The organism is Bradyrhizobium amphicarpaeae (assembly GCF_002266435.3).
GTDB classification, from domain to species: Bacteria; Pseudomonadota; Alphaproteobacteria; order Rhizobiales; family Xanthobacteraceae; genus Bradyrhizobium; species Bradyrhizobium amphicarpaeae.
This window is the reverse complement of record NZ_CP029426.2, coordinates 2,390,526-2,416,839: the sequence shown is the minus strand read 5'-3', so window position 1 is coordinate 2,416,839 and position 26,314 is coordinate 2,390,526. Positions and strand designations below refer to the sequence as shown.

The window sequence follows — 26,314 nt, the reverse complement described above, 5'->3', positions numbered from 1 at the left end:
TTCAGCGGGTGTTCCGCAAGTCCACGGCATCATTCATTGATTCACCGATAGCCAGGCGACGACAGCGCCGCCGCTACGCAACGCTACGGAGATGATATGAGCGCCGAAGATAGCTCAGAGCCGACCTATTTCAGCCGCTACGCCCACCTCCGCATGAGTCGGGACGCAGACGGCATATTGCTGGTCGAGATGCACACAAACGGCGGCCCCATCAAGTTTGACGCGCGCGACCATGAGGGCTTCACGGACGCCTTTTACGAGATCAGCCGCGACCGCGGAAACAAGGTTGTCATCCTGACTGGCGTCGGCGACTACATGGCCGACATCGACTTCGGCAGCTTCGGCAATGTCGGCGATGCCAATGTTTGGTCGAAGGTGCACGACGAAGGCACCCAGATCCTGGAAAACATCGCCAACATTCGCGTGCCGTTGATCGCCGCCATCGAGGGCAAGGCGCACGTCCACACCGAGTATGCGCTGCTGGCCAACGTCATCGTTGCTGCAAAGACGGCGACTTTCCACGATCTGCCGCACTTCGCCGGAGGGATCGTTCCAGGCGATGGCGTTTACACGATGTGGTCGTATCGCGCAGGAGCGGGCCGGACCGAGGCATTCCTGCTTAGCCCGCGTCCGGTCACGGCGGAGGAAGCTGCAGCATGGGGCGTCGTGAATTATCTGGCGGATGCGGGCAGTGCCGTTGCGGTCGCCCGTGATCTGGCGCAGCAATACCTCAAGCAACCCGAGGTGACGCGCCGTAATACGCGCATCCACTTCATCCAGCCGCTGAAAGAGCGGATCGTTCGCGAAGTCGGCTACGGACTCGCGCTCGAAGGCGCCAGCGCCAATGCGCTCGTCCAACAGATGATGGCCGCATCGAAGGCCTGAGCCCCCCTTTCGAACAATGGCCGGCTTCAATCCCCGTACCACCCAACGATCCGGAGAATGATCATGTCCCTGCAAACCGAACTCGATACCTTCAAGACATCCTGGCTCGAGCGTGTCGGCGCCGAAACCGCGAAGCTCGTCGATGACGACAATGCGGCGCTGCAGTCGCTGGCTGATCGCGCGCTCAAGGCCGGTGCACAGTTTCCGCAAAGGCAACTGCCGAACCAGATTGGTGGCACCACCGATCTCGGCGCTCTGATCGCAAGCGGTCCACTCGTTGTGACCTTCTATCGCGGCGGCTGGTGCCCCTACTGCAATCTCGAACTGCGCGCCTTCCAGAAAGCGTTGCCCGAGATCACGGCGCTTGGCGCTCGCCTGGTCGCCATCTCGCCGGAGACGGCTGACAACACGTTGACGACCGCGGAGAAGAACGCGCTGAGCTTCGACGTGTTGAGTGATACAGGCGGCGCGTTGGCGGATGCGCTCGGCATCCGCTTCCAACTATCGCCGGCTATCAAGGCGCTTTACCAGAAATTCGGCCACGACCTGCCGACCCGCAATGGGGACGGACAATGGTCGCTGCCAATGCCCGCGAGCTACGTCATCGAGAAGGGCGGCCGTATCGCACTCGCGAACGTCGATCCCGACTACCGCAACAGGATGGATCCGGCCTTAGCGCTCTCGGCGCTGCGCAAGCTCGCCATCGCGTCCTGATCGCAGATCTCGAAAGCAAGAGAGATGGTCATGAGCACGTCCCTGTCCACGCTTGCCGTACCGATCGTGCCTTCGCGGGTAGCTCTGCGCGATCGCCCGGAGGTGCGGGGCTTTACGCTCGGCTTGTTGGCCGCGAGCATCTGGGGCTCCTATCTGGCCATGGCGCGCGCCGGTGTCTCGGCGGGTCTCCACGCCACCGACATCGCAGCGATCCGGTACGGCGTCGCAGGATTGATCATGCTGCCGTGGTTATTGAGGCACGGCATCGTGGGTATGGCCGGCATGGGCATGACGAATGCCGCCGTCCTGACACTGCTGGTCGGGCCGCTCTTCGTCATAACCGGTGTGTCAGGCTATTCATTCGCGCCGTTGGCCCATGGCGCCGTCATCCAGCCGGCAGCGCTGACGCTGGGGTCCATCGGACTGGCATTTCTGGTCCTGGGTGATCGGCCGACGATTGCGCGCGTTGTAGGTGTCGCCATCATTATCGCCGGGCTCGCTGTGATTGCCGGACCTGGTTTGATGACCGGGACAGCATTGACGCCGGTCGGCGACCTGCTGTTCGCGGCTGCCGGCCTGATGTGGGCGGTGTTTACAGTCCTCAACCGCCGCTGGGGCGTGTCGCCGGTCGCAGGCACTGCCGTGGTCTCGGTGCTTTCAGCAGCTGTCTACGTTCCCGGCTACGTCCTGGTTATCGGAGCGGATCGTCTCTTGGCAGCTCCATTGCCGATGCTCGCAGCGCAAATTCTGGTGCAAGGTGTTCTCTCAGGCGTCGTTGCTGTCATCGCCTTCTCGAAGGCTGTTCAAATTCTTGGTGCCGGGCGCGCCGCAGTATTTCCGGCCCTCGTCCCAGCCGTCGCCATCCTGATCGGCATGCCGATCACAGGCGAGGTTCCGAACAGTCTCCAGCTCGCCGGCCTGGGCTTGGTCAGCACCGGCTTGCTGGTGGCGATCGGCTTGATCGCTCTTCGCAAACCTCGGTTACCCTGAGAAACCCCAGGCATCAAAAAGTACGAACGTCAGCTGAATGAGCACGAACGGACGCTGCTGTCACGGCTGTCAGCGACAGCGCCGACCTCCGCCACGGGCCACAAGCTGCCGATCACACTCGGGACGGCAGACGTCCGCTGAGCGTTGGCAAACCGGCGCTTGCGAGACCCGCCCTACTCCACCAGCAGCACGTCGACGGCGACGCCGAGCTTCTGCTTCGGCGAGCCGACGATGATGCCGTCGACTGGCGAGACGTCGGAGAAGTCGCGCCCGACCGCAAGCACGATATGGTCGTTGCCGATCAGGAGATCGTTGGTCGGGTCGAAATCGACCCAGCCAAGCTCCGCCCCGCACCACAGCGACACCCAGGCATGGGTGGCATCGGCGCCTTGCAAACGCGGCTGGCCGGCCGGCGGAATCGTGCGCAGATATCCGCTGACATAGGCGGCCGGCAGGCCGAGCCCGCGAAGCCCCGCGATCATCACATGGGCAAAGTCCTGGCAGACGCCATGTCGCTTGTCGAAGACCTCGTCCAGCGGCGTCGAGATCACCGTGGCCTTGGGATCGTAGCGAAACTCGGTGCGGATGCGGTGCATGAGATCGACCGCGCCCTTGAGGATGCCCGCGCCCGGTGCAAAGCTCATCGCCGCATAGGCGCTGACCGGACGCAGCACGGGCACGAGCGGGCTCGCGAAGACATAACCGACCGGCGAGGATGGCCCGAGGCTGGTGGCCTCGAAGGCGACGTCGCGGATGCTCTCCCAGGACGGGCTGACGGCGTCGCGCGCCGGCGGCTTGCGCGACACCGAGACACGCGAACGCGAGTCGATGCGCAAATTGCGATGCGCGGCCTCGATCACGATGCTTTCGGTCAGCGTGCCGAAGAAGTCGCGGCGGACGTTGCGCTCCGACGGCCGCGGACGGATCTCGACCTTGTGCGAGATCAGTTCCTGGCCGCCGCCGCTCCTCGGCTCGAGCCGCAGCGTGCAGCGGGCGAAGCTGACCGGGCTCTCATACTCGTAGGTGGTGACGTGCCTGATGTCGTAGATCACGCCAGCCCCGTCAGCTTTTCCGGCCGGCTGGCATTGGTGCCGTGCGGGAAGTAATGCAGCCCGATCGCGTCGGCGAGGCTGAGCAGATCCTGCTCCAGCGCGAACAGGGTCCTGACTTCGAGCTTTTCGGCTTCGGCGGTGGCCAGCATCGCCTGAACCGCCACCGCAAGCCGCTGCGGCTGCTCGATCAGGCCATGCTCCTTCAGGCTGGGCAATGCCGCGATATGCTCGTTCAGCGTCGCCACCTGGAAAGCAACCGATCGCGGATTGTAGGGATCGAGCACCGCGAGGTCGCGCACCGGCGCCAGGATCGGCGCCAGCAGATAGCGCGAGCGATAGGTGATCTGGGAATCCACCAGCGTCAGCAGGATGTCGAGATCCTCGTCGCCGGCCTCGTCATAGGCGAATTGCCGGGCGAAGCGCGCGGTGTTGATGGCGCGCTCGGTGCGGCGGCCGACATCGAGGAAGCGCCAGCCGGCAGCGCGATTCATGTTTTCCTGCGCAAGACCCGCAAAGCTCGCAAGCTCCTGCAGGGTCAGCTCGGCCGCGCTCAGCACGCTGTCGTCGTCCTCGACCTCGTAGGAGAGCCGGTCGGCCATTTCGGTGATGACCTGCCAGGCATCGGGCGACAGCCGCTCGCGCAAGGAGGTCGCCGTGCGCTGTGCCGCACGCACCAGCGACAACGCCGAGCCCGGCCGCTCCGTGCTCTGCAGCGCTTCGGCGGCGATGCGCCCGGGCGTCGCGCGCGAGGCTTGCGAGATCGCGCCCCATGCCACCAGCAGGCGCTGGATTCGTTCGGCCGATTGCAGTGAGGCCGCGGTGCCCTTGTTGGGGCCGCTCGGCGAGCCCACCGCCCGTACCAGCCGCAGCGTCGCCTCGGCGCGTTCTAGATAGCGGCCGAGCCAGAACAGATTGTCGGCGGCGCGGCTCGGCAGCACGCCGGCGATGCGGCGGATCCGCACCTTGTCGGTCGCCGGCAGCAGCGACGCGGTCGAGACTTTCTTCTCCGAGACCACCCAGACGTCGGCGGCACGCGCACCGTCGCCCATCGACACGGCGCGCGCATCCGCCTGCTCGGCAATCCGGCAGAAGCCGCCGGGCATGATGGCCCAGCCCTCCGGCGTCGCGGCGGCAAACACGCGCAGCACGAAGGGACGCGGCGTGAGCTGCCCGTGCTCCCACACCGGCATGGTGGAGAGACGCACCACCTCCTGGCCGACATAATCCATGCCGCGCGCGCCGATGGCATCGACCAGGCGCTGACGCCCGGCGGCGTCGAGCTCGCTGGCAAGCACCGGACCGTTGCTGTCGAAGCCGGTCACGCCGCGCCGGTAGGCGCCTTCGATCGCGACCTCGTCGAGCCGCGACAACACCTCGTCACGCGCGGATTTCTGACCGCACCACCAGGTCGCGATGTGCGGCATCTTCAGCTCTTCGCCGAGCAGGCGACGGCTGAGCGCGGGCAGGAAGCCGAGCAGCGCCCGCGCTTCCAGCACGCCCGAACCCGGCATGTTGGCGACGACGACACCGTCCTTGCGCAGCACGTCGATCAGGCCGGGCACGCCGAGATGCGAGGACGCATCGAGCTCGAGCGGATCGAGCGAGTTGGAATCGACACGGCGCAGCAGCACGTCGAGCCGCTTCAGCCCGGCGACCGTGCGGATGTGGATGCGATTGTCGCTGACCGCGAGATCGTCGCCCTCGACCAGCAGGAAGCCGAGATAGCGCGCCAGCGTCGCGTGCTCGAAATAGGTCTCGCTGAAACTGCCGGGCGTGAGCACGCCGATGCGCGGCTCGTCGCGGTCGGCGCGGGCGCGAAGCGAGTCGCGGAATGCCTCGAAGAACGGCGCGACGCGCGGCACGTTCATCGACTTGTAGAGGTCGGAGAAGGCGCGCGACAGCACCAGGCGGTTTTCCAGCGCATAGCCCGCGCCCGACGGCGCCTGCGTGCGGTCGCCGAGCACCCACCAGCGGCCATCGGGCCCGCGCCCGACATCGGCGGCATAGAGCGAGAGATAACGCCCGCCCGGCGGCGGCACGCCACAGACGGGACGGAGATATTCGGGGCTGCCGGCGATCGCGCCCGCAGGCAGCGCGCCCTCGGCGACCAGCCGCCCCTCGCCATAGATGTCGCGCAGCACGCGCTCGAGCAGCTCGGCGCGCTGGGTGATGCCGGCGGAGAGCTGCTTCCAGTCGGCCTCGTCGATCAGGAGCGGCAGATGGCTGAGCGACCAGGGCCGGTCGGCGCTGTCGCCGGGCGCCCGGTAGGTGACGCCGGCCTCGCGGAGGTGGCGGTCGGCCATGCCGAAGCGCCGCTCGACCTCATCGGTCGCAAGCGCGCCGAAGGCATCGAAAAAGCGGTTCCAGACCGGGCGCGGGACGCCGTCGGCGCCGAGGAATTCGTCGGGAATGCCCGGCAGGCGGCGATAGTCGCGGACCCATTGGGCGAGCCGGCGCTGGCCTTCGCGCGGTCCTTGCGCCTTACCCGCCTTGTCCTGTTCGGCTGCGCCCTCGGCCATGCGCCTCTCCCTGCCCCACCATCATACTCATTGCAGGAGCGGGGTCCGCAAGTCGAGGGTCAGCGGAAACTCATTTGTGCGTTCCTCGGGCGGCGGCTGCATCGGTCCCGGCGTGTGGCCGTGGTCCTGGAAGCGCGCCAGCCGCCGCGCCTCGGCCTCGTAGGTGTTGACCGGCTTGGTGTCGTAGCTGCGCCCGCCCGGATGGGCGACGTGGTAGACGCAACCGCCGAGCGAGCGGCCGTTCCAGGTATCGATGAGATCAAAGGTCAGGGGCGCGTGCACCGGAATGGTCGGGTGCAGGCCGGAGGCCGGCTGCCAGGCCTTGAAGCGGACCCCGGCCACGGCCTCGGCGGAGCGACCGGTCGAGGTCATCGGCAGGCGGCGGCCGTTGCAGGTGACGATGTGTCGGCCCTCGACGAACCCCTCCGCCTTGACCTGGAGGCGCTCGACCGAGCTATCGACATAGCGCACGGTGCCGCCGGCCGAGCCCTCCTCGCCGAGCACGTGCCAGGGCTCCAGCGCCTGGCGCAATTCCAGCGTCACGCCGCCCTGATGGACGCGGCCGAAGGCGGGAAACCGGAATTCGAGCTGGGCCAGATACCATTCCGGCTCGAACGGATAGCCGGAGCCCTTGAGCTCCGAGAGCACGTCCTGAAAATCTTCCCAGATGAAATGCGGCAGCATGAAGCGGTCGTGCAGCGCGGTGCCCCAGCGCACGAATTTGCCCTGCTGCGGCTCGCGCCAGAACTTTGCGATCAGTGCGCGGATCAAGAGCTGCTGCGCCAGCGACATGCGCGGATCCGGCGGCATTTCGAGCGCGCGGAATTCGACGAGGCCGAGCCGGCCGGTGGGACCATCCGGCGAATAGAGCTTGTCGATGCAGATCTCGGCGCGGTGGGTGTTGCCGGTGATGTCGACGAGCAGATGCCGGAACAGCCGGTCCACCAGCCACAGCGGCACCTGGTAGCCCGGCGGCGGCACGTGCGAGAGCGCGATCTCGAGCTCGTACATGCTGTCGTGCCGGGCCTCGTCGAGGCGCGGCGCCTGGCTGGTCGGACCGATGAACAGGCCGGAGAAGAAATAGGACAGCGACGGATGCCGCTGCCAGTACAGCACGAGGCTCTTGAGCAGATCTGGCCGGCGCAGGAACGGCGAGTCCTGCGGGCTCGAGCCTCCGATCACGACGTGATTGCCGCCACCGGTGCCGGTGTGTCGGCCGTCGACCAGGAAGCGGTTCGCGCCGAGCCGCACCTTGCCGGCGTCCTCATAGAGGCCAGTGGTGATCTCGACCGCCTCGCGCCAGCTCGTCGCCGGCTGGATGTTGATCTCCAGGACGCCGGGATCCGGCGTGACCTTGATGACCTCGATGCGCGGATCGAACGGCGGCGCATAGCCCTCGACATGGACCTGGAGCTGCATCTCCTCGGCCGTGGCTTCGACAGCCGCGATCATCTCGAGATAATCCTCGATGCGCTCGACCGGCGGCATGAAGGCGCAGATTACGCCATCGCGGACCTCGATCGACAGCGCAGTGCGGACCGGGACAGTCGTGTTGAGCTTTTCGGAGGCGACCCGCGGCGGCGCCTTCGGGCGCTCCGGGAGCGTGAACACCGGCAGCTTGCCGCGCGCCTCCATCGGATCCTGCTCGACGATGTAGGGATATTCACTCGGCGGGACGTAGCCGAGCGAGCCGATCGGCAAGCGCAGGCCGAGCGGGGAATCGCCCGGCATCAGGAACAGATGATTGCGCCGGAGTTGCCAGCGCTCGCTGCGCCAGCGTGGCGGCGCGTTCCAGCGCTGCACCGGCAGCACGAAGCCGCGCGGCGCGCGGAGGCCTTGATCGAACACCCGCGCCATGCGCGCGCGTTCCTCCGGATTGGACAATTTGGAATCGGAGGGATCGACGTTGAGAGGAAGCTCGGCCTCCTTCAGCAGCCAATAGGCGGTATCCTCATAGGCCGGAATGATGTAGCCTGGATCGAGCCCGAGCCGGGCCGCCGTGCCCTCCATGAAATCCTCGGCGTCTTCGGTCTGGGCACGCCGCGGATTTTCGATACTCGCGATGAGGTCCGCGTTCTTCCAGACCGGCACGCCGTCCTTGCGCCAGTACAGGCCGAAGGCCCAGCGCGGCAGGCTCTCGCCCGGATACCATTTGCCCTGACCGTAATGCAGCAGCCCGCCCGCACCGAAGCGTGTGCGCAGACGGCGGATCAGATCGTCGGCGAGCGCGCGCTTGGTGGGACCGACGGCCTCGGTATTCCATTCGGCAGCTTCGAGATCGTCGACCGAGACGAAGGTAGGTTCACCGCCCATGGTGAGCCGCACGTCCTGCGCGGCGAGATCGCCGTCCACCTGCTCGCCGAGATCGTTGAGCCGCGTCCAGGAATCGTCCGAGAACGGCTTGGTGATGCGCGGCGCCTCGCGGATGCGCCGGACGCTCATGTCGAAATTGAACTCGACCTCGGCAAAGCCGGCACCGCCGGAGATTGGCGCCGCGGAGCGATAATGCGGCGTGGCGGCGACCGGGATGTGCCCCTCACCCGCGAGCATGCCGGAGGTCGCGTCGAACCCGATCCAGCCCGCGCCCGGCAGGTAGACCTCGGCCCAGGCATGCAGATCGGTGAAGTCGTTCTCGACCTCGGGCGGCCCCTCAATCGGATCGATGTCGGGACGGATCTGGATCAGATAGCCGGAGACGAAGCGCGCGGCGAGGCCGAGATGACGGAAGGTCTGGATCAGGAGCCAGGCGGAGTCGCGGCACGAGCCGGCCGCGGAGGACAGCGTCTCCTCCGGCGTCTGCACGCCCGGTTCCATGCGGATGACATAGCTGATCCTCTGTTGCAGCTCCCTGTTGAGATCGACCAGGAAGTTGACCGTGTTCGGGGCTTCGCGCGGGATCGATGCGAGATATTTTGCGAACGCAGGATCGGGCTTGATGGTCTCCAGATAAGGCGCCAGCTCCGCTTTCAGATCCTTCGGATAGTCGAACGGAAAGCTGTCGGCGTAAGGCTCGACGAAGAAGTCGAACGGATTGACCGTGGTCATCTGCGCCGTGAAATCGACCTCGATCTTCAGCTCGGTCGTCTTCTCCGGGAAGACGTAACGCGCGATCCAATTGCCTAGGGGGTCCTGCTGCCAGTTCACGAAATGATTGGATGGCGTGACCTTGAGAGAATAGCTCATGATCGGCGTCCGCGTGTGCGGCGCCGGGCGCAGGCGGATGGTCTGCGGGCCGAGATCGATCGGTCGGTCGTATTTGTAGTGGGTGACGTGGTGTAATGCGACGTAGATCGACACGGGGTGCAATGCTCCAGCAGCTTTTTTGAGCAGAACACCTGATGTCAGCGCGATCAAGCACTAACAACGGGCAGGGAGTGCCTATGGTAAGGGCGAGTGGCGAGTAGCGAATGGCAGGTAGCCAGGCAATTAAGCCATTCGCTACTCCCTATTCGCTATTCACCCCTAAATCATCCCCATACTGGAACGCCGGACGGCCTACGCCGCCGAGGTCAGCCGCTGCAGGAACTGCGTCACCTCGCGCCGGAGCGTCTCGACTTCGCCGTGGACGCGCTCGGAGGCGCTGTTGACGCGGCCAGCGACGCGGCCGGTGTCGGCGGCGGCTTCGCTGATGCCTGACACGTTGGAGGACACCTGCGAGGTGCCGGCGGAGGCTTCCTGGACGCTGCGCGCGATCTCGCGTGTCGCGGAGCCCTGCTGCTCGATCGAGGCCGCGATGCTTGCGGTAATGCCGTCGATCTCCGCGATGGTCTGCGCGATGGTCTCGACGGCCGCGACCGAGGTGCTGGTCGATTGCTGCATCTCGCCGACCTTGGCGCTGATCTCCTCGGTCGCCTTCGCGGTCTGGTTGGCGAGGCTCTTGACCTCGGAGGCCACCACGGCGAAGCCGCGGCCGGCCTCGCCTGCCCGCGCCGCTTCGATCGTGGCGTTGAGCGCCAGCAGGTTGGTCTGCGAGGCGATTTCGCTGATCAGCTTGACGACGTCGCCGATCCGCATCGCGGCTTCCGCGAGGCTGCGAATCTCGCTGCCGGCACGATTGGCTTCGTCGACGGCGCGCCCGGTGCTCGTGGTCGAGCCGGCCACCTGGCGGCCGATCTCCGCGATCGAGGATGCGAGCTGTTCCGCCGCGCTCGCCACCGTCGCAACGTTGCTCGAGGCCTGATCGGACGCACTGCGCATGCCGGAGGTCTGGCGGTTCGTCGTCTCCGCCGCGGCCGCCATCTGGCCGGCGTCGGATTCGAGGTCGGTCGCGGCGCTCATCAGGCTGCCTGCGACTTCGTCGAGATGCGTGCCGAACTGCTTTGCGAGGCCGGCGATCTCGACCACGCGGCGGCCGAGGCCGTCGGTGCCGGCATTGATGACGGTTGCCGAGCGGCGGAACGAGCCGGGCAATCCGCGCGCGAGAATCTTGCGAAAATACTTGCCGCGGCTGGCATAGTCCATCGATGCCGAAGCCTCGCGGACGAAGGCATCAGTGATGTCGAGCATGTCGTTGACCGACTTCTGGATGGCGCCGATCCGCCCGGCCTGGCGCTCGCTCAGGATTCGCGCTTCGAGATCGCCGCGCGCCGCCTTGCGGCAGACATCGGCCACCTCATCGACGGCCACCGCCGTGCGATGCTGGCACCACAGCGCGTAGCCGAGCAGCAGGATCGCGGCGCAGAGCGGCGCGGCGCTGACGATTCCGGTCCAGCCGAGCAGCGAAAGGACGAACGCGGCGGTGGCGAGAAGACACGCGCCGGCGGTCGCTCCCTGAGCCTTAGAGAGAGAGCACAAATTCATCGTAGCCGACACCGTTTTGCTTGAGCAGACCGACCATCATTTCGAAGCTCGCACGCATGCCGTCCTTGGCGTTGGCGTGGCGCGTCTCTTCCGCGCAGAGCGCCTTGTAGATCGGCTTGATGCGCTCGACCGGCGCCGGATCGGGTTTGCGTCGATTGGAGTGATAGCCCGTGATGTTGCCGCGATCGTCGAGCGTCGGGGTGACATGGGCGAACACCCAATAATGGCTGCCGTCTCCCGCGAGATTGAGGACGTAGGCGAAGATTTCCTGCTTGGTCTGGAGCGTATCCCATAGCAGCTTGAAGACGCAGCGTGGCATGTCGGGATGGCGGATCAGGCTGTGGGGCGCGCCCATCAGCTGCCTCCAGGGGTATTTCGCCATGCGGATGAAGACGTCATTGGCGTAGGTGATACGGCCCTTGAGATCGGTCTTCGACACGATCAGCTCCTCCTCACCGAGAAGATTTTCCACGCCAGTCGGCCGCACCGCATGCGTCATCGTCGACGACCCTCGCTAAGGGCCAGCCCCATCGATGGTGCTGCCCGCATCGCTATCGGAATACGGCAACAGTTGTTAAGCATGTGTGACTGCGGGAACCCGCGCAGTCATCTCGTGCCTACGTAAGACTACTTAGGCCCCTGCTCGTCCTGCAAATTCCCCGGGCGGGTCTGGCTCGCGCCGTTACATCGTCGCGCCGAGCACCCAGGGTGCAAACTCGGCACCGCCGAAATCGAAGCTCTCGCTCTTGGTCGGCTGGCCCGAAGCCGTCTTCAGGATCAGATCGAAAATGCGCTGGCCGCATTGCTCGACGCTCTCCTCGCCTTCGAGGATGGTGCCGCAATTGACGTCCATGTCGTCTTCCATGCGCTTGTACATGGGCGTGTTGGTCGCGAGCTTGATCGAGGGCGCCGGCTTGCAGCCGAACACGCTGCCGCGCCCGGTGGTGAAGCAGACCAGATTGGCGCCGCCCGCGACCTGCCCGGTCGCCGCGACCGGGTCGTAGCCGGGCGTGTCCATGAAGACGAAACCCTTCTTGGTGATGGGCTCGGCGTAACGCAGGACCTCGACGAGGTTGGTCGTGCCGGCCTTCGCCATCGCGCCGAGCGACTTTTCCAGGATGGTGGTGAGGCCGCCGGCCTTGTTGCCGGGGCTCGGATTGGCGTTCATCTCGGCGCCTTCGCGCGCGGTATATTCGTCCCACCAGCGCATCAGGTCGACCAGCTTCTCGCCGACCTCGCGGCTGACGGCGCGGCGCGTCAAGAGATGCTCGGCGCCGTAGGTCTCCGGCGTCTCCGACAGGATGACGGTGCCGCCGTGGCGCACGATGAGATCGCTCGCGGCGCCAAGCGCTGGATTGGCCGATACGCCGGAATAGCCGTCCGAGCCGCCACATTGCAGCGCCACGGTCAATTCGCTCACCGGCACGGACTCGCGGCTCACCTTGTTGGAATCCGCGAGCGCCTCGCGCACGAAGGCGATGCCCGCTTCGACCGTCTTGCGGGTGCCGCCGACCTCCTGGATGTCCATCGCGCGCAGGCGTCCCGCGAGCTTCTGCTCCTCCATCAGCCCCCCGATCTGGTTCACCTCGCAGCCGAGGCCAAGCACGATCACGTGAGAGAAGTTCACGTGCCGCGCATAACCGCCGAGCGTGCGGCGGAGCAATGCGAGCGGCTCGTTCTGGGTCATGCCGCAGCCGGTCTTGTGGGTCAGTGCGACCACGCCATCGACATTGGGAAAATCGGCCAGCGGATTGTCGCCGGTGAAGGGGTTCTTCTTGAAGACGTCGGCGACGAGGCTTGCGACATGCGCGCTGCAGTTCACCGAGGTGAGGATGCCGATATAATTGCGCGTGGCGACGCGGCCGTCCGGGCGGCGGATGCCCTCGAAGGTCGCCGGCAGGTCGAAATTCGGGGTCGGCTTGACGTCGGCGCAATAAGCATAGTCTTTGGCGAAATCGCCCATGCCGATGTTCTGCACGTGCACGTGCTGGCCCGGCGCGATCGGGACGGTCGCAAAGCCGATGATCTGGCCGTAACGGATGACGGGCTCGCCCACCGCAATAGGCCTGATCGCGACCTTGTGGCCGGACGGGATGCGCTCGACCGTGGTCACGCCGTCGGCCACCAATGTCCCCGGCGGCAGGCTGGCGCGCGCGATCAGCACGCCATCATCGGGATGCAGGCGGATGACGGGGCTGATGGTCATGGGAGTCTCCTTGGGCGAACAGTGAGTAGCGAGCGGCGAATGGAAAAAGGGGAGCAGCCCTATTCGCTACTCCCCATTCGCCATTCGCGAGTTTCTCAGGCCTTGCCGCCCGAATCCTTGCGGGTCGCGTTGACCTGCATCTTGGCGTAGGTGGTCATCAGGCCGACCTCGTTCGAGAGCGTCACCAGCTTGAAGCCCATGTTGATGGCGCGCGCAGCGCCTTCCGCGCCGCTGCAATGGATGCCCGGGTTGAGGCTGCGCTTGCCGCATTCCTTGATGATCTTCTCGTAGATCGCAAGGATCTCGGGCTCGCTGCGGTCGAGCTTGGGCTCGAGGCCGTAGGAGAAGCCCAGATCGGACGGGCCGACATAGACGCCGTCGATGCCTTCGACGTCGAGGATCGCCTCCATGTTCTCGACCGCGGTCTTGGTCTCCATCATCGGCAGCAGGATGGTGTCGGCATTCGCGGTCTTCTGATACGAGCCCGCGGTGCCATACATGCCGGCGCGGATCGGGCCGTTGGAGCGGACGCCCTGAGGCGGATATTTCGAATAGGATACGAGGTTTTTGGCTTCCTGCGCCGTGTTGACCATCGGGCAGATCACGCCATAGGCGCCGCCGTCCAGCACCTTGCCGATGATGCCGGGCTCGTTCCAGGGCACGCGGACCATGGGCGTGACCGGATGCTTGTCCATCGCCTGGAAGCACTGCACCATCGAGAGATAATCCTGCACGCCATGCTGCATGTCGACGGTGACGCTGTCGAAGCCGCATTGCGCGATCATCTCGGCCGAGAAGCCGGAGGGTATCGCGAGCCACGCGTTGACCACGGCCTTGCCCGACTTCCAGATCTCTTTGACTTTGTTCGCCACGTTGTCTTTCCTTCCCTGTTGCTCTACTCGCCGCGGATCGGGTCGGGCTGCACTTTGAGCGAAAAAAACCGTGAATGTCCATGGCTCTCGCCACGCACGTACGCATATCTGGGTTCATCCCTCCGCGATTGTATCATCCGCGCTGCCAAGCTCGGCAAGACTCAATTCGAGCGCGCCGAGCATCTCCTGCAACTCCGCGAGCCTGCGTGCGCCGAAGCGTCGCGTGATCTCGGCATAGATCGCCTCCGATGTCGGCGCCACCGAGGCCATCAGCTTCACGCCCTCCTTCGAGATCGAGACCATGCTGCGGCGCTGGTCCGCCTTGGCCGTCTTGCGCTCGATCAGGTTGCGCGCCTCGAGATCGCGCAGGATGCGCGAAAGGCTCGGCCCGAGCAGGAACGCCGTGCGCGCGAGTTCCGTGACTTCGACCGCGTCGATCGCCGCCAGTGCACGCAGGATGCGCCATTGCTGCTCGGTCAAGCCGTGCTCGCGCAGCGAGGGGCGAAATTGCCGCATCACCGCTTCGCGGGCCCGCAGCAGCGACATCGGCAGGGAACGCGAGAAATCGCGCATCGGTACCTGTCTTGCGGCAGGCCTTGGGACAGGTCCTGCGGCCGGCGCGCTTCCGTTGGCTGAATCAGCCGGTCTCTTCACCATGACGCCCTTTCAAGCCGCAAAACGTTTGCAGTGCAGCAAGCCGGAAATGTGTTTGACGCATTCACTTAACATGTTAAGTATCTCCCGGCACCCCAATTTGTAAGATCACAAATGGCGCTTTCCAACGACGATATCCAAGCTTGCGCGAGCCGTCTGCACCAGGCGGAGAAGACCCGCGTGCAGATCCGGCAGCTGTCGCAGGATTTCCCCGGCATCACCATCGCTGATGCCTACGCGATTCAGAAGGCCTGGGTCGACGTCAAGATCGCCGAGGGGCGCATCGTCAAGGGGCACAAGATCGGCCTGACCTCGAAGGCGATGCAAAGCGCGCTCGACATCGACGAGCCGGATTCCGGCGTGCTGCTCGACGACATGTTCTTCACCGACGGCGGGATCATCCCGACCGGGCGCTTCATCGCCACGCGGGTCGAGGCCGAGCTCGCCTTCGTCATGAGCAAGCGGCTCGCAGGCCCCGGCTGCACGCTGTTCGACGTGCTCAACGCCACCGACTTCGTGGTGCCGGCACTGGAGATTTTGGACACGCGGATCGAGCGCGTCGATCCCAGGACCAAGGCAACGCGCAAGATCTTCGATACCATCGCCGACAATGCGGCGAATGCCGGCATCGTGCTCGGCGGACGGCCGATCCGGCCGTTGGACGCAGATTTGCGCTGGATCGGCGCACTGTGCTTTCGAAACGGCCAACTCGAAGAGACCGGCCTTGCCGCCGGCGTGCTCAATCACCCGGCGACCGCCGTGGCCTGGCTCGCCAACAAGATCGCGCCGCTCGACCTTGCGCTCGAGCCGGGGCAAGTGGTGCTCGCGGGCTCCTTCATCCGCCCGATCGAGACCCGCAAGGGCGACACAATTCAAGCCGACTATGGCGCCTACGGCTCGGTGAGCTGCTACTTCGCTTGAGAACAACAAGACGATTCAGGGAGTGAAACCGCGATGCCGCATTTCACCATCGAATATTCGGCCAATCTCGACAGCCGTCTCGATATGCAGCTGGTGTGCGAGGTCGTTCGCAAGGCAGCGGTCGAGACCGGCATCTTCCCGCTCGGCGGCATCCGCGTGCGCGCCATTCGCTGCGAGCATTATGCGGTCGCCGATGCGCGCAACGACTACGGCTTCCTCGACATGGTGCTGCGCATCGGCGAAGGCCGCGACCTTCCTACCCGCCAAAAGGCCGGCGAGCACGTCTTCCAGGCGCTCTCCCGCCATCTCGACCCCGTCTTCGCCGCCAGCAAGTTCGCGTTGTCGTTCGACATGCAGATCAACGACAAGGACACCAGCTGGAAGCGCAACAACATCCACGACGCCCTGAAAGTGGAAGCCGCCCATGGATAAGCCCAGCCCGAAAGCCGACGTGTTCCAGGCCAACCGCGACCGCGTCGCGCCGCTGCTGAAGAAGCTGCACGCCGACGGCATCGGACACATGATCGACGGCAAGACCGTTGCCTCGATCTCCGGCGAGACGTTCGAGACGAAATCTCCGGTCGACGGAACGACGCTCGCGAACGTCGCGCGCGGCACTGCCGAGGATATCGACCGCGCCGCAACGGCCGCGGCGCTCGCCTTCAAGTCCTGGCGCGACATGGGCCCGGCGATGCGGAAGAAGCTGCTGCATCGCGTGGCCGACGCGATCGAGGACAATGCCGACGACATCGCGGTGCTCGAATGCATCGACACCGGCCAGGCCTATCGCTTCATGGCCAAGGCCGCGATCCGCGCCGCCGAGAATTTCCGCTTCTTCGCCGACAAATGCGCGGAGGCGCGCGACGGCCTCAACACGCCGAGCGACGAGCACTGGAACATCTCGACGCGCGTGCCGATCGGCCCGGTCGGCGTGATCACGCCTTGGAACACGCCGTTCATGCTCTCGACCTGGAAGATCGCCCCTGCGCTGGCGGCCGGCTGCACCGTCGTGCACAAGCCGGCCGAATGGTCGCCGGTCACCGCGGACATGCTCGGCAAGCTCGTCAAGCAGGCCGGCGTTCCCGACGGCGTGCTCAACACCGTCCACGGTTTCGGTGAAGAGGCCGGCAAGGCGCTGACCGAGCATCCCGCGATCAAGGCGATCGGCTTCGTCGGCGAGAGCGCGACGGGCTCGGCAATCATGGTGCAGGGCGCGCCGAGCTTGAAGCGCGTGCATTTCGAGCTCGGCGGCAAGAATCCGGTGATCGTGTTCGACGATGCCGACCTCGACCGCGCGCTCGATGCCGTCGTGTTCATGATCTACTCGCTCAACGGCGAGCGCTGCACGTCATCGAGCCGGCTCCTGATCCAGCAGAGCATCGCCGACAAATTCATCGAAAAGCTTACCGCGCGCGTGAAGGCGCTGAAGGTCGGCCATCCCCTCGATCCCGCCACCGAGATCGGGCCGCTGATCCACGAGCGGCATCTGGCCAAGGTCTGCTCTTATTTCGACGTCGCGCGGCAGGACGGCGCCACCATCGCTGTCGGCGGCAAGGCCCATGACGGCCCGGGCGGCGGACATTATGTCGAGCCCACCCTGGTCACCGGCGCGCACGGCAAGATGCGGGTGGCGCAGGAGGAGGTGTTCGGCCCGTTCCTCACGGTGCTCCCCTTCAGGGATGAAGCTGAAGCCATCGCGATCGCCAACGACATCCGCTATGGCCTGACCGGCTATGTCTGGACCAACGATGTCGGCCGTGCGCTGCGCGTCGCCGACGCGCTTGAGGCCGGCATGATCTGGCTGAACTCGGAGAACGTCCGCCATCTGCCGACGCCGTTCGGCGGCATGAAAGCCTCCGGCATCGGCCGCGACGGCGGCGATTACTCGTTCGACTTCTACATGGAAACCAAGCACGTCTCGCTGGCGCGGGGCACGCACAAGATCCAGAAACTGGGAGTTTAGCGGCCGTGTCATTCCGGGGCGGCTCGAAGAGCCGAACCCGGAATCCATCAAGCAGCAGAGTTGGTGGATGAATGGATTCGGGGTTCGTGCTTCGCACGCCCCGGAATGACGAAGCCGAGAGAAGGGGAAACGCACATGCCCGTACCGCAACATATCTTCGAGCCGCCGTTCAACATCATCCGCTCCAGCCACGTCGTGCTCGACGTGACCGATCTGAAGCTGAGCCGGGAGTTCTACGAGACCATTGTCGGCCTGCATGTCGAGGATGCCGACGACAAGATCGTATACCTGCGTGCCGCCGAGGAACATCAACATCACTCGCTGGTGCTGCGGAAGGCCGCAGTGCCCGCTTGCGCGCGGCTCGGCTTCAAGGTCGGCAACGACGGGGATCTCGACAAGGCCGCCGCGTTCCTGTCCGAGAACGGCCTCGCCTACGCTTTCGTCGACCAGCCGTTCCAGGGCCGTACCCTGCAGTTCACCGATCCCTTCGGCTTCCAGATCGAGCTCTATGCGTCGATGGACCGCCGGCCGCATCTTCTTCGCCGCTATGATCTCTACAGGGGCTGCCATCCGCAGCGGCTTGATCACTTTAACGTCTTCGCCGCCGAGGTTCAGGACACCGTCGATTTCTACGCCCGGCTCGGCTTCCGCCTCACCGAATACGCCGAGGAGGATGGACCGAACGGACGCATTGCCGCGGCCTGGATGCATCGCAAGGGCAACGTGCACGACTTCGCGATCACCAACGGCAAGGGCCCTCGCCTGCACCATTTCGCCTATTGGACGCCGACGGCGATGAACATCATCCATCTCTGCGACGTCATGGCCTCGCAAGGCTTCGTGAAGAACATCGAGCGCGGCCCGGGACGCCACGGGATCTCGAATGCCTTCTTCCTCTATGTGCGCGATCCCGACGGACACCGGCTCGAACTCTACACCAGCGACTATTTCACCGGCGATCTCGACCATGAGCCGCTACGCTGGTCGCTGCGCGATCCGCGCCGCCAGACGCTGTGGGGCGCACCCGCGCCGCGCTCCTGGTTCGAGCAGGGCTCGCCGTTCTCAGGGCAGGCCGTGCGTGAGCCGAAATTCGTGGCCGACGTGCTGGTGGCGGATTGATGCAATGAAGCTCCCTCGCCTCGCCACTTATTCCGTCAAGGGTGACGTCAATTACGGTGCCGTCCTGGAGGGCGGCATCGTCGATCTCTCCGCACGTTACGCCAAGGACTATCCGACGCTGCGCGAAGTCATCGCGGCCGGCAAGCTCGTGAGCCTTGCCGAGGAAGCCGCCGGCCGCACACCGGACCACGCGCTCGATGACATCACCTGGCTGCCGCCGGTGCCCGCGCCGGAGAAGATCATCTGCATCGGCGTCAACTACCCTGATCGTAACGCCGAGTATAAGGACGGCCAGGACGCGCCGAAATACCCGAGCATGTTCATGCGCTCGCCCCGATCCTTCGTCGGCCATGACACGCCGCTGGTGCGCCCGCGTGCGTCCGCGCAGCTCGACTATGAAGGCGAGATCGTGCTGGTGATCGGCAAGGCGGGCCGGCATATCCCCGAAAGCAGCGCGCTCGACCACATCGCCGCGCTGACGCTGTGCAACGAAGGCTCGGTGCGCGACTGGCTGCGTCATGCAAAATTCAACGTCACCCAGGGCAAGAATTTTGATTCCAGCGGCAGCCTCGGCCCCTGGCTCGTCCCTTACGTCAGGGAATCTCAGATCGCCGACATCAGGCTGACCACGCATGTCAACGGCGAGCTCAGGCAGGACGATCGCACCAGCCGGCTGATGTTTCCGTTTCGGTATCTCATCAGCTATATCTCCACCTTCGCGACGCTGGTCCCCGGCGATATCATCGTCACGGGCACGCCGACCGGCGCCGGTGCCCGGTTCGATCCGCCGCGGTACCTGAAGCCCGGCGACGTCGTCGAGGTCGCCGCCGAGGGCATCGGCACGCTGCGCAACGGCGTCGTCGACGAAGCCTGAACAAGATGGGAATGATGCAATGACCACCCTCACCGGCGGCGAAGCGATCGTAAGCGGCCTGGTCGCCCACGGCGTCGACACCGTGTTCGGTCTGCCGGGCGCGCAGGTCTACGGCCTGTTCGACGCCTTTCACCAGGCCCAGCTCAAGGTGATCGGCGCCCGGCACGAGCAGGCCTGCGGCTACATGGCGTTCGGCTATGCGCGCTCCAGCGGCAGGCCCGGCGTGTTCAGCGTGGTGCCCGGCCCCGGCGTGCTCAATGCCAGCGCCGCGCTGCTCACTGCGTTCGGCTGCAACGAGCCGGTGCTGTGCGTCACCGGCCAGGTGCCGACGCAATTCCTCGGCAAGGGCCGCGGCCATCTGCACGAGATGCCGGACCAGCTAGCGACCTTGCGCACCTATGTGAAATGGGCCGACCGGATCGAATATCCCGGCAACGCACCGACCACCGTCGCGCGCGCCTTCCAGGAGATGATGTCGGGACGGCGTGGTCCGGCCTCGGTCGAGATGCCCTGGGACGTCTTCACCCAGCGCGCGGACACCGCCGCTGCGCGGATGCTGGAGCCGCTGCCCGCGCCGCAACCCGATCCGGATCTCGTGAAGCAGGCCGCCGCGCTGATCAAGGCGAGCAAGGCACCGATGATCTTCGTCGGCAGCGGCGCGATGGAGGCCGGCGAGGAGATCCTCGAGCTCGCCGAGATGATCGATGCGCCCGTGGTCGCCTTCCGCAGCGGCCGCGGCATCGTCTCCAACGCGCACGAGCTCGGGCTGACCATGGCCGCCGCCTACAAGCTCTGGCCGACAACCGATCTGATGATCGCCATCGGCACCCGTGCAGAACTGCCGGCGTCGGGTTTCCGCTGGCCCTATCAACCGAGCGGATTGAAGTCCATTCGCATCGACATCGATCCGGCCGAGATGCGCCGGCTCGCTGCCGACACCGCCATCGTCGCCGACGCCTGCGACGGCACCGCCGATCTCGTCGCAGCCGTGAAAAAGGCAGGCTATGCGAAGAGCCACGGCCGCCGCGGCGAGATCCGCGAGGCCACCGCGGCCGCGCAAGCCGAGATCCAGCGCATCCAGCCGCAGATGGCCTATCTCAACATCCTGCGCGAGGTGCTGCCGGCGAACGCGATCGTGACCGATGAACTATCGCAATTCGGCTTCGCCTCCTGGTACGGCTTCCCGGTCTACCAGCCGCGCACCTTCATCACCTCGGGCTATCAGGGCACGCTCGGCTCGGGCTTCCCGACCGCGCTCGGGGCCAAGGTCGCCAACCCCGACAAGCCGGTGGTCGCCATCACTGGCGACGGCGGCTTCATGTTCGGCGTGCAGGAGCTTGCCACCGCCGTGCAGTTCAACATCGGCGTGGTGACGCTGGTGTTCAACAACAACGCCTACGGCAACGTCCGCCGCGACCAGCGCGAACGCTTCGACGGCCGCGTGGTCGCCTCCGACCTCGTCAATCCCGATTTCGTCAAGCTCGCGGAATCCTTTGGCGTTGCGGCGGCGCGCGTGACCGCGCCGGATCAGTTCAAGGCGGCGATGGAGAAGGCGCTGGCCCATGCCGGGCCGTATCTGATCTCGGTGGAAGTGACGCGGGATTCCGAAGTGAGCCCGTGGGCGTTCATCCACCCCCCAAAGCCTTAATGTGAGCACCGCTCTGCAGCCGCGCAGCCGCGATCACCAGCAGGCCTGCGCCTGCGACCGACCAGCAGGCGACCGGAGCCCAGTGCAATAGCGGCGCATAGTCAGGGATCTTCTGCAGGCCACCGGCGACCGCCGCCATCCGCGCGAAGGTGCCGAGCGCCAGCGCGGAGAACACGAGGCCCGTGACCTTGCCCTCCGCGCCGGTCGAGCCGATGGCCAGTGCAGCCGAGATCGCGCTCATCAGCATGCAGCCCCACGCCGCTCCGGCGAGGAACTGCGCGGCGACCAGCGTGTTGAGGTTGCCGGCAAGCTCCGCCGCGGCGATCGCGACCGCACCAAGCAATCCGGCCGCGCCCATCACGATCAGGCCGCCGCGATGCTTGACGACGAGGCTCGCCGGAAACATCGCGATGTTGAATCCGATCCAGAACACCGGCATCAGCCATTGCAAATCGCCGGGCTTGGCGAAGCGCAGGTAGAACGGCGCGCTGTTCATGGCGAAGTGCAACTGATAGCCGAGCGCCAACGCAACCATCGCGACGATGAACACGATCGGCACGAAGCCCAGCGGCTTGGCCGCCTCGGCCGGCGTCGGCGGCGAGGTATCACGCGCCGCGTCATGCTCGATCCGCGACAGCGCGAGCGCCGTGAGCAGCAGCACGACGCCGGAGATCACGAACGGCAGCCGCGCATCGTGATCCCGCAGCACCACGCCGAGATAGGGCGAGACCGCGCCGGCGACACCGTAGCCCAGCATCGCGAGCGCCGCGAGGAACGGCACCTGCGGCTTCGATCGATACTTGCCGAGCAGGGTCAGCGGCGGCGCGCGCAACGCAGACGAGGTGGCCGACCAGACCACGATCAGCGCGATGAGCCAGCCTTGCGCGGCAGCACCGGTCCCGGCAACGAAGGGCATCGCGACGAACGCGCCGCAGGAGATCGCGGCCACCAGCCCGACGAACAGGCCGAGCCTGCCGACATAAGGCGCGAGCTTGTCCGCGGCGATCCCCATCGCCGTGTCGGCGATGGTGAAGATCGCCTGGTCCAGCATCAGGATGAGGATGACGGCGGACGGCGCGATGCCGACCTCGGCGGCAAGCTTCGGCAGATAGATGACGTAGGTGGTCCAGCCCAGCGTGAACACCAATTGCAGCACGGCCAGATAAAGGCCGGTGCGATTGGCTGTCCCGATGTCGGCCGAGAGCTGTGTGGTCGTCATGTCGCGGTCTCCCCCGTTGCCGAGCTTAGACGAACGAGGCAGGCGAGCAAACGCGTCAGCGCGTTCTGCGGAAGGTCAAATTGATTCTCTTCCGCCCGAGCAGCGCGTGCTCGCCGTCGGCGAGCGGCGCCACGCCGTGATAGGCGAGCCGGCTGGCTCCGCCCCAGACCACGACGTCGCCATGGACCAGCCGGAAGCGGCGTGGCTTGTCGGCGCGCGCCATGCCGCCGAACAGGAAGGTCGCGGGCAGGCCGAGCGAGACCGAGACGATCGGCGCCGAATAATCCAGCTCGTCCTTGTCCTGATGCAGCGACAGCCGCGTGCCGGGCTCGTAGCGGTTGACGAGGCAGGCATCGGGCGCGAAGTTCTCAAAACCGCGCTGCTCCGCCGCGTGGCGGGCGAGATCACGCAACACCGGCGGCATTGCCGGCCACGGCGCGCCGGTGCGCGGATCGATGGGATCATAGCGATAGCCGGTGTGGTCGGTAATCCAGCCGCGCTCGCCGCAATTGGTCATGGCCACCGACATCAAATGGCCGCCCGGCGTGGTCATGCGGCGGAACGGCGATTGCGCCACGATGGCGCGCACGGCGGCGACCAGCTCGGTCTCGATCGGTTTGACGAAGCCGCGCAGCAGCACGGCGCCGTCGGCGATCTCCTCGCGCGACGGCTGCGCCTCGGCAACGCTATCGAACAGATCGGCCGTCAATCGCAGAACTCATTTGGCATCGTGAAAGATCACACCAAGCGTGTGGCGCTGGCCGGACCTGATCCGGCTGACACCATGGCGGAGATTAACGCGATAAGTCCCGCGTGTCCCCTGCATCGGGCGGTGATGCACAGCGAAGGCAACCGCGTCGCCCTGCGCCAGCGGCACGACTTCGGCGCGGGACTGCATACGCGGCCGCTGCTCGGTCAGCACGAATTCACCGCCGGTGAAATCGCGACCGGGCTCGGATAGCAGGATCGCGACCTGAAGCGGGAACACGTGCTCGCCGTAGAGATCCTGATGCAGGCAGTTGTAGTCGCCCGCCTCGTATTGCAGCAGCAGCGGCGTCGGCCGCGCCTGCCCTGCCTCGTGGCAGCGCTTGAGGAAGGAGGCATGCTCCTGGGGATAACGGATGTCGATCCCCATCGCCTCGTTCCAGCGGTTGGCGACGGCTTGAAGATGCGCGTACAGCGCCGGCCGCAATTGCGCGATTAGATCGGGCAGCGGATAGGCGAAGTATTTGTACTCGCCGCGGCCGAAGCCGTGGCGGCCCATGACAATGCGGCTGCGGAAATGCGCATCGTCCGGGTAGAGGGCGGCGATGGCGAGGCATTGGTCCGGCGTCAGGAGGCCCTTCAGGACCGCGCAGCCTTGGCCATCGAGCTCGGTGGTGATTTGCGGCCAGTCGAGGGCGTCGACATGAGCGCTGAGGTCGGCGGATGGTTTATGGACTGATTTGCGTGCTGCTGCTGTCATGGCCACCACCTTCGCAAGTCTCGCGCACCCACCGCCACCCGATTTCCGATGACCTTTTGCTCCGTCATTGCGAGCGGAGCGAAGCAATCCAGAATCTTTCCGCAGAGGCAGTCTGGATTGCTTCGTCGCAAGGGCTCCTCGCAATGACGCGGAGAGATTTTCGTAAAGGCGCTCTGGCGGACAAGTCGCTTTGCCCACCCCATGAGACCTTCGTTTGCGGGGCGAACTAGCCCCGCACCGGCAGCGTCACCACGCCGTAGCCGTGCCTGATCGTGCGCTTCAGCACGGGATCCTCGAGCTCGAAGTCGAAACGCTCGGCCGGGCGGATGCCGCCCTTGGCGGCAAACGTGCCGCCGAACATGGCGCAGCCATCGGGGAATTTGCCGCCCTCGAAGCCGCGCGCGATCAGGTCGTTGACCGGCAGCATCGCGTCGAGCGTGCCCTCCTGGTAGAGCACGCGCTCGCCCTTGATCGTGGCATAGGAGCGCAGGATCATCTGGTCCCAATGGCCGATGACGTCCTCCAGCTCCCACAGCGTGGAGGCGATCGGCTTGTCGCACATCTGCTTGGACACCGTGACGTTATAGGCCTCGACCTTGCGGTCGGTATGGTCGGAGCCGCAGCCGACGAAGATGCGGCCCTGCCAGCCGATCAGCACGAACTCGACTTCACCCGACGAGTCACCGCCGGTGCATTCGATGCTGTTGTCCTGGGTCAGCCGCCGCGCCGCGCCGCGATAGTAGATCGGCGTCGAGGCCGGCGGGGCGATGCCCATCTCCTGCAGCTCTTTGATGTGCTTGTCGCGCGCCACGGGATCGCGGCCGGTCCAGCCGGCGATGACCATCTGGTCGATCGCGAGCGTCAGCGGCGTGGTGGTGTCCTGGGCATCGACGGTGAAAGTCAGGTCAAACACGAATGACGGCCTCCATGCCGGCAGCAAGCTCGAAGATACGGCGGTCGGTGCCGCCCGCACCCGCCAGCATCAGGCCGACGGGAATTTCGCCCTGGCGATGCGCGGGCAGCGAGATGGCACAGCCGTCGATCATGTTGATCAGGGTGCAGTTGCGCAGCGCGCGCAGGTTCTGGATGGTGAAGGCCTTGTCGTCGGCGAGATCGGCGATCTCTGGCGGCGTGTTGGCGGTGGTCGGCAGCACCAGGGCGTCGTACGGCGCGATGCGCGCGTTGACGCGAGCGATTAGCGAGCGGCGCTCGTTGAGGAGATCGATGTAGTCGGCCGCACTCTGCGCCTCGCCGCGCATGATACGCACGGACACTCTGGGGTCGTAGACGTCACCCTTCGCCGTGAGGAGATAGCGATGCCAGGCGTAGCTCTCGGACGCCGCAAAGCCGCCCTTGGCGTTCATCGGGCCGATATCGTGGAATTCGGCCATCTCGATGCGCTCGATGATCGCGCCGTGATCGGACAGCGTCTTCAGGGCGCGTTCGAACGTCTCGGCCACCTCGGTATCGAGATCGTCGAGCGCGATCGTGGTCGGCACCGCCAGCCGCATGCCCCGAACGGGCCGCGGCTTCAGCGGGACGATCGGCTCGTTGGCGAGCACGGCGTCGAGTATGGCACAGCAGCTGACCGATCGCGCCAGCGGCCCGATGCTGTCGAGCGAGAACGACAGCGGCACCGAGCCATCGAGCGGCACGCGCCGCTGCGTCGGCTTGTAGCCGACGATGCCGTTATAGGCCGCTGGAATGCGGCAGGAGCCGCCGGTGTCGGTGCCGAGCGCGCCATGCGCCATGCCGTCGAGCACGGACACCGCCGCGCCCGAGGACGAGCCACCGGGCACATGTCCCACCGTCCGGTTCCAGGTGCCCTTCGGCGTGCCGTAATGCGGATTGATGCCGATGCCGGAATAGGCGAACTCGGTCATGTTGGTGCGCCCGATCACGACGAAGCCGGCCCTGCGCAGCCGCGCCACCGTCGCGGCATCCTGCTCGGCCGGCGGGGAATCGTCGAGGGCTCGGGAGCCGGCGCGCGTCACCTGGCCCTTGATGTCGAACAGGTCCTTGATCGAGACCGGGATGCCGGCATAGCGCGACGGCGCCGCCTTGGCCTTGCGCAAGCCGTCCATTGCGTCCGCCGCGGCGAGCGCGGCGTCCTTGTCGACATGGAGGAAGGTGCGCTGGCCTTCCCCGGCGGGATCGGCGATTTTGGCGATGCAGCCTTCGACCAGCTTGCGGGCGGTGGTGCGGCCGCTTTCGAGGTCTTCGGCGAGCTGCGCCAGTGTCGGGAATTCGGGCATGTCTGTCTCACGGAATATTGTCGCGCGCAATCTATAGCGCTGCCTCAGTTCGACACAAGCATTGTGCGCATGATGGCATGCATGCGTATTGCTGGACCGTTGACGCACCATGGTCGATTGTCGCATCAAGGTCGAAACGGGCGGGCGTGAAGCCTGAG

The 26,314-nt window shown here is 65.8% G+C and carries 22 protein-coding genes; 9 read left to right on the top strand and 13 right to left on the bottom strand.

Annotated features, from left to right (window positions below; genetic code table 11):
- Positions 1–96: 96 nt before the first annotated feature.
- The 3 genes from CIT40_RS11155 (at position 97) to CIT40_RS11145 (ending at position 2,589) form a co-directional block, all read left to right on the top strand.
- Positions 97–885, top strand: coding sequence for an enoyl-CoA hydratase/isomerase family protein (locus tag CIT40_RS11155; protein WP_094890609.1), 789 nt, complete (start codon positions 97–99; stop codon positions 883–885).
- 63 nt (positions 886–948) lie between these two features.
- Entirely contained in the window at positions 949–1,599 is a 651-nt protein-coding gene (locus tag CIT40_RS11150) for a peroxiredoxin-like family protein (RefSeq protein ID WP_094890661.1), read from the top strand.
- A gap of 30 nt (positions 1,600–1,629) precedes the next feature.
- Entirely contained in the window at positions 1,630–2,589 is a 960-nt protein-coding gene (locus CIT40_RS11145; RefSeq protein WP_162307442.1) for a DMT family transporter, read from the top strand.
- Between the two features lie 173 nt (positions 2,590–2,762).
- Here the strand turns inward: CIT40_RS11145 and CIT40_RS11140 are convergent, their stop codons facing one another.
- The 8 genes from CIT40_RS11140 to hpaR all read right to left on the bottom strand — a co-directional run bounded on the left by CIT40_RS11140 (position 2,763) and on the right by hpaR (position 14,695).
- The gene (locus tag CIT40_RS11140) at positions 2,763–3,641 is read right to left on the bottom strand and encodes a transglutaminase family protein (protein ID WP_094890612.1); all 879 of its coding nucleotides are present in this window, start codon (positions 3,639–3,641) and stop codon (positions 2,763–2,765) included.
- The gene (locus tag CIT40_RS11135; protein ID WP_094890613.1) at positions 3,638–6,160 is read right to left on the bottom strand and encodes a circularly permuted type 2 ATP-grasp protein; all 2,523 of its coding nucleotides are present in this window, start codon (positions 6,158–6,160) and stop codon (positions 3,638–3,640) included. The genes CIT40_RS11140 and CIT40_RS11135 overlap by 4 nt, the downstream gene beginning before the upstream one ends.
- Before the next feature lie 27 nt (positions 6,161–6,187).
- Positions 6,188–9,457: a transglutaminase family protein gene (locus tag CIT40_RS11130; RefSeq protein WP_094890615.1), complete on the bottom strand. Its 3,270-nt coding sequence runs from the start codon at positions 9,455–9,457 to the stop codon at positions 6,188–6,190.
- A 198-nt stretch (positions 9,458–9,655) separates the two neighbouring features.
- Positions 9,656–10,960 (bottom strand): methyl-accepting chemotaxis protein, encoded by a 1,305-nt coding sequence (locus CIT40_RS11125; protein WP_162307441.1) that lies wholly within the window; start codon positions 10,958–10,960, stop codon positions 9,656–9,658.
- Positions 10,938–11,459 carry a PAS domain-containing protein gene (locus CIT40_RS11120; RefSeq protein ID WP_094890617.1) on the bottom strand — a complete coding sequence of 174 codons (522 nt, stop codon included), beginning with the start codon at positions 11,457–11,459 and terminating at the stop codon, positions 10,938–10,940. The genes CIT40_RS11125 and CIT40_RS11120 overlap by 23 nt, the downstream gene beginning before the upstream one ends.
- Before the next feature lie 183 nt (positions 11,460–11,642).
- A complete protein-coding gene (locus CIT40_RS11115) occupies positions 11,643–13,166 on the bottom strand; it encodes a UxaA family hydrolase (protein WP_094890618.1) in 1,524 nt (507 codons plus the stop codon).
- 95 nt (positions 13,167–13,261) lie between these two features.
- Entirely contained in the window at positions 13,262–14,038 is a 777-nt protein-coding gene (locus CIT40_RS11110; RefSeq protein WP_094890620.1) for an HpcH/HpaI aldolase family protein, read from the bottom strand.
- Positions 14,039–14,152: 114 nt separating this feature from the next.
- Positions 14,153–14,695: a homoprotocatechuate degradation operon regulator HpaR gene (hpaR, locus tag CIT40_RS11105; protein ID WP_094890621.1), complete on the bottom strand. Its 543-nt coding sequence runs from the start codon at positions 14,693–14,695 to the stop codon at positions 14,153–14,155.
- Positions 14,696–14,806: 111 nt separating this feature from the next.
- Here hpaR and hpaH point away from each other — a divergent pair, with 111 nt between their 5' ends.
- From hpaH to CIT40_RS11075, 6 genes are all read left to right on the top strand, one after another.
- Positions 14,807–15,613 carry a 2-oxo-hept-4-ene-1,7-dioate hydratase gene (gene hpaH / locus CIT40_RS11100; RefSeq protein WP_094890623.1) on the top strand — a complete coding sequence of 269 codons (807 nt, stop codon included), beginning with the start codon at positions 14,807–14,809 and terminating at the stop codon, positions 15,611–15,613.
- A 33-nt stretch (positions 15,614–15,646) separates the two neighbouring features.
- Entirely contained in the window at positions 15,647–16,045 is a 399-nt protein-coding gene (locus tag CIT40_RS11095) for a 5-carboxymethyl-2-hydroxymuconate Delta-isomerase (protein WP_094890625.1), read from the top strand.
- On the top strand, positions 16,038–17,576 hold the full coding sequence (gene hpaE, locus CIT40_RS11090) for a 5-carboxymethyl-2-hydroxymuconate semialdehyde dehydrogenase (protein WP_094890627.1): 1,539 nt from the start codon (positions 16,038–16,040) through the stop codon (positions 17,574–17,576). Before CIT40_RS11095 ends, hpaE begins: the two co-directional genes overlap by 8 nt.
- Before the next feature lie 135 nt (positions 17,577–17,711).
- On the top strand, positions 17,712–18,695 hold the full coding sequence (hpaD, locus tag CIT40_RS11085) for a 3,4-dihydroxyphenylacetate 2,3-dioxygenase (protein ID WP_094890628.1): 984 nt from the start codon (positions 17,712–17,714) through the stop codon (positions 18,693–18,695).
- Between the two features lie 4 nt (positions 18,696–18,699).
- On the top strand, positions 18,700–19,569 hold the full coding sequence (locus tag CIT40_RS11080) for a fumarylacetoacetate hydrolase family protein (protein ID WP_094890629.1): 870 nt from the start codon (positions 18,700–18,702) through the stop codon (positions 19,567–19,569).
- 19 nt (positions 19,570–19,588) lie between these two features.
- Positions 19,589–21,217 carry a thiamine pyrophosphate-dependent enzyme gene (locus CIT40_RS11075; protein ID WP_094890631.1) on the top strand — a complete coding sequence of 543 codons (1,629 nt, stop codon included), beginning with the start codon at positions 19,589–19,591 and terminating at the stop codon, positions 21,215–21,217.
- On the opposite strand, the gene CIT40_RS11070 is transcribed toward CIT40_RS11075, so the two are convergent.
- The 5 genes from CIT40_RS11070 to CIT40_RS11050 all read right to left on the bottom strand — a co-directional run bounded on the left by CIT40_RS11070 (position 21,195) and on the right by CIT40_RS11050 (position 26,156).
- Positions 21,195–22,436, bottom strand: coding sequence for an MFS transporter (locus tag CIT40_RS11070; protein ID WP_094890633.1), 1,242 nt, complete (start codon positions 22,434–22,436; stop codon positions 21,195–21,197). The two genes, CIT40_RS11075 and CIT40_RS11070, sit on opposite strands and share 23 nt — an antisense overlap.
- 55 nt (positions 22,437–22,491) lie before the next feature.
- Positions 22,492–23,145, bottom strand: coding sequence for a DNA oxidative demethylase AlkB (gene alkB, locus CIT40_RS11065; RefSeq protein WP_094890635.1), 654 nt, complete (start codon positions 23,143–23,145; stop codon positions 22,492–22,494).
- Positions 23,146–23,154: 9 nt separating this feature from the next.
- Positions 23,155–23,901, bottom strand: a complete 747-nt coding sequence (locus CIT40_RS11060) for a 2OG-Fe(II) oxygenase (protein ID WP_094890662.1) — start codon at positions 23,899–23,901, stop codon at positions 23,155–23,157.
- Between the two features lie 226 nt (positions 23,902–24,127).
- Positions 24,128–24,814: a DUF2848 domain-containing protein gene (locus CIT40_RS11055; RefSeq protein WP_094890637.1), complete on the bottom strand. Its 687-nt coding sequence runs from the start codon at positions 24,812–24,814 to the stop codon at positions 24,128–24,130.
- The gene (locus CIT40_RS11050; protein WP_109862219.1) at positions 24,807–26,156 is read right to left on the bottom strand and encodes an amidase; all 1,350 of its coding nucleotides are present in this window, start codon (positions 26,154–26,156) and stop codon (positions 24,807–24,809) included. Before CIT40_RS11050 ends, CIT40_RS11055 begins: the two co-directional genes overlap by 8 nt.
- Between the last annotated feature and the right edge of the window lie 158 nt (positions 26,157–26,314).

What these genes read in the sequence shown, in the direction of transcription:
- CIT40_RS11095 (WP_094890625.1), top strand. Translation starts at nt 15,647, where the DNA reads ATGCCGCATTTCACCATCGAATATTCGGCCAATCTCGACAGCCGTCTC.
- CIT40_RS11145 (WP_162307442.1), top strand. Translation starts at nt 1,630, where the DNA reads ATGAGCACGTCCCTGTCCACGCTTGCCGTACCGATCGTGCCTTCGCGG.
- CIT40_RS11115 (WP_094890618.1), bottom strand. Translation starts at nt 13,166, where the DNA reads ATGACCATCAGCCCCGTCATCCGCCTGCATCCCGATGATGGCGTGCTG.
- CIT40_RS11125 (WP_162307441.1), bottom strand. Translation starts at nt 10,960, where the DNA reads ATGAATTTGTGCTCTCTCTCTAAGGCTCAGGGAGCGACCGCCGGCGCG.
- CIT40_RS11050 (WP_109862219.1), bottom strand. Translation starts at nt 26,156, where the DNA reads ATGCCCGAATTCCCGACACTGGCGCAGCTCGCCGAAGACCTCGAAAGC.
- CIT40_RS11075 (WP_094890631.1), top strand. Translation starts at nt 19,589, where the DNA reads ATGACCACCCTCACCGGCGGCGAAGCGATCGTAAGCGGCCTGGTCGCC.
- CIT40_RS11070 (WP_094890633.1), bottom strand. Translation starts at nt 22,436, where the DNA reads ATGACGACCACACAGCTCTCGGCCGACATCGGGACAGCCAATCGCACC.
- CIT40_RS11150 (WP_094890661.1), top strand. Translation starts at nt 949, where the DNA reads ATGTCCCTGCAAACCGAACTCGATACCTTCAAGACATCCTGGCTCGAG.
- hpaE (WP_094890627.1), top strand. Translation starts at nt 16,038, where the DNA reads ATGGATAAGCCCAGCCCGAAAGCCGACGTGTTCCAGGCCAACCGCGAC.
- CIT40_RS11155 (WP_094890609.1), top strand. Translation starts at nt 97, where the DNA reads ATGAGCGCCGAAGATAGCTCAGAGCCGACCTATTTCAGCCGCTACGCC.
- CIT40_RS11120 (WP_094890617.1), bottom strand. Translation starts at nt 11,459, where the DNA reads ATGACGCATGCGGTGCGGCCGACTGGCGTGGAAAATCTTCTCGGTGAG.
- hpaR (WP_094890621.1), bottom strand. Translation starts at nt 14,695, where the DNA reads ATGGTGAAGAGACCGGCTGATTCAGCCAACGGAAGCGCGCCGGCCGCA.
- CIT40_RS11135 (WP_094890613.1), bottom strand. Translation starts at nt 6,160, where the DNA reads ATGGCCGAGGGCGCAGCCGAACAGGACAAGGCGGGTAAGGCGCAAGGA.
- CIT40_RS11080 (WP_094890629.1), top strand. Translation starts at nt 18,700, where the DNA reads ATGAAGCTCCCTCGCCTCGCCACTTATTCCGTCAAGGGTGACGTCAAT.
- hpaD (WP_094890628.1), top strand. Translation starts at nt 17,712, where the DNA reads ATGCCCGTACCGCAACATATCTTCGAGCCGCCGTTCAACATCATCCGC.
- hpaH (WP_094890623.1), top strand. Translation starts at nt 14,807, where the DNA reads ATGGCGCTTTCCAACGACGATATCCAAGCTTGCGCGAGCCGTCTGCAC.
- CIT40_RS11060 (WP_094890662.1), bottom strand. Translation starts at nt 23,901, where the DNA reads ATGACAGCAGCAGCACGCAAATCAGTCCATAAACCATCCGCCGACCTC.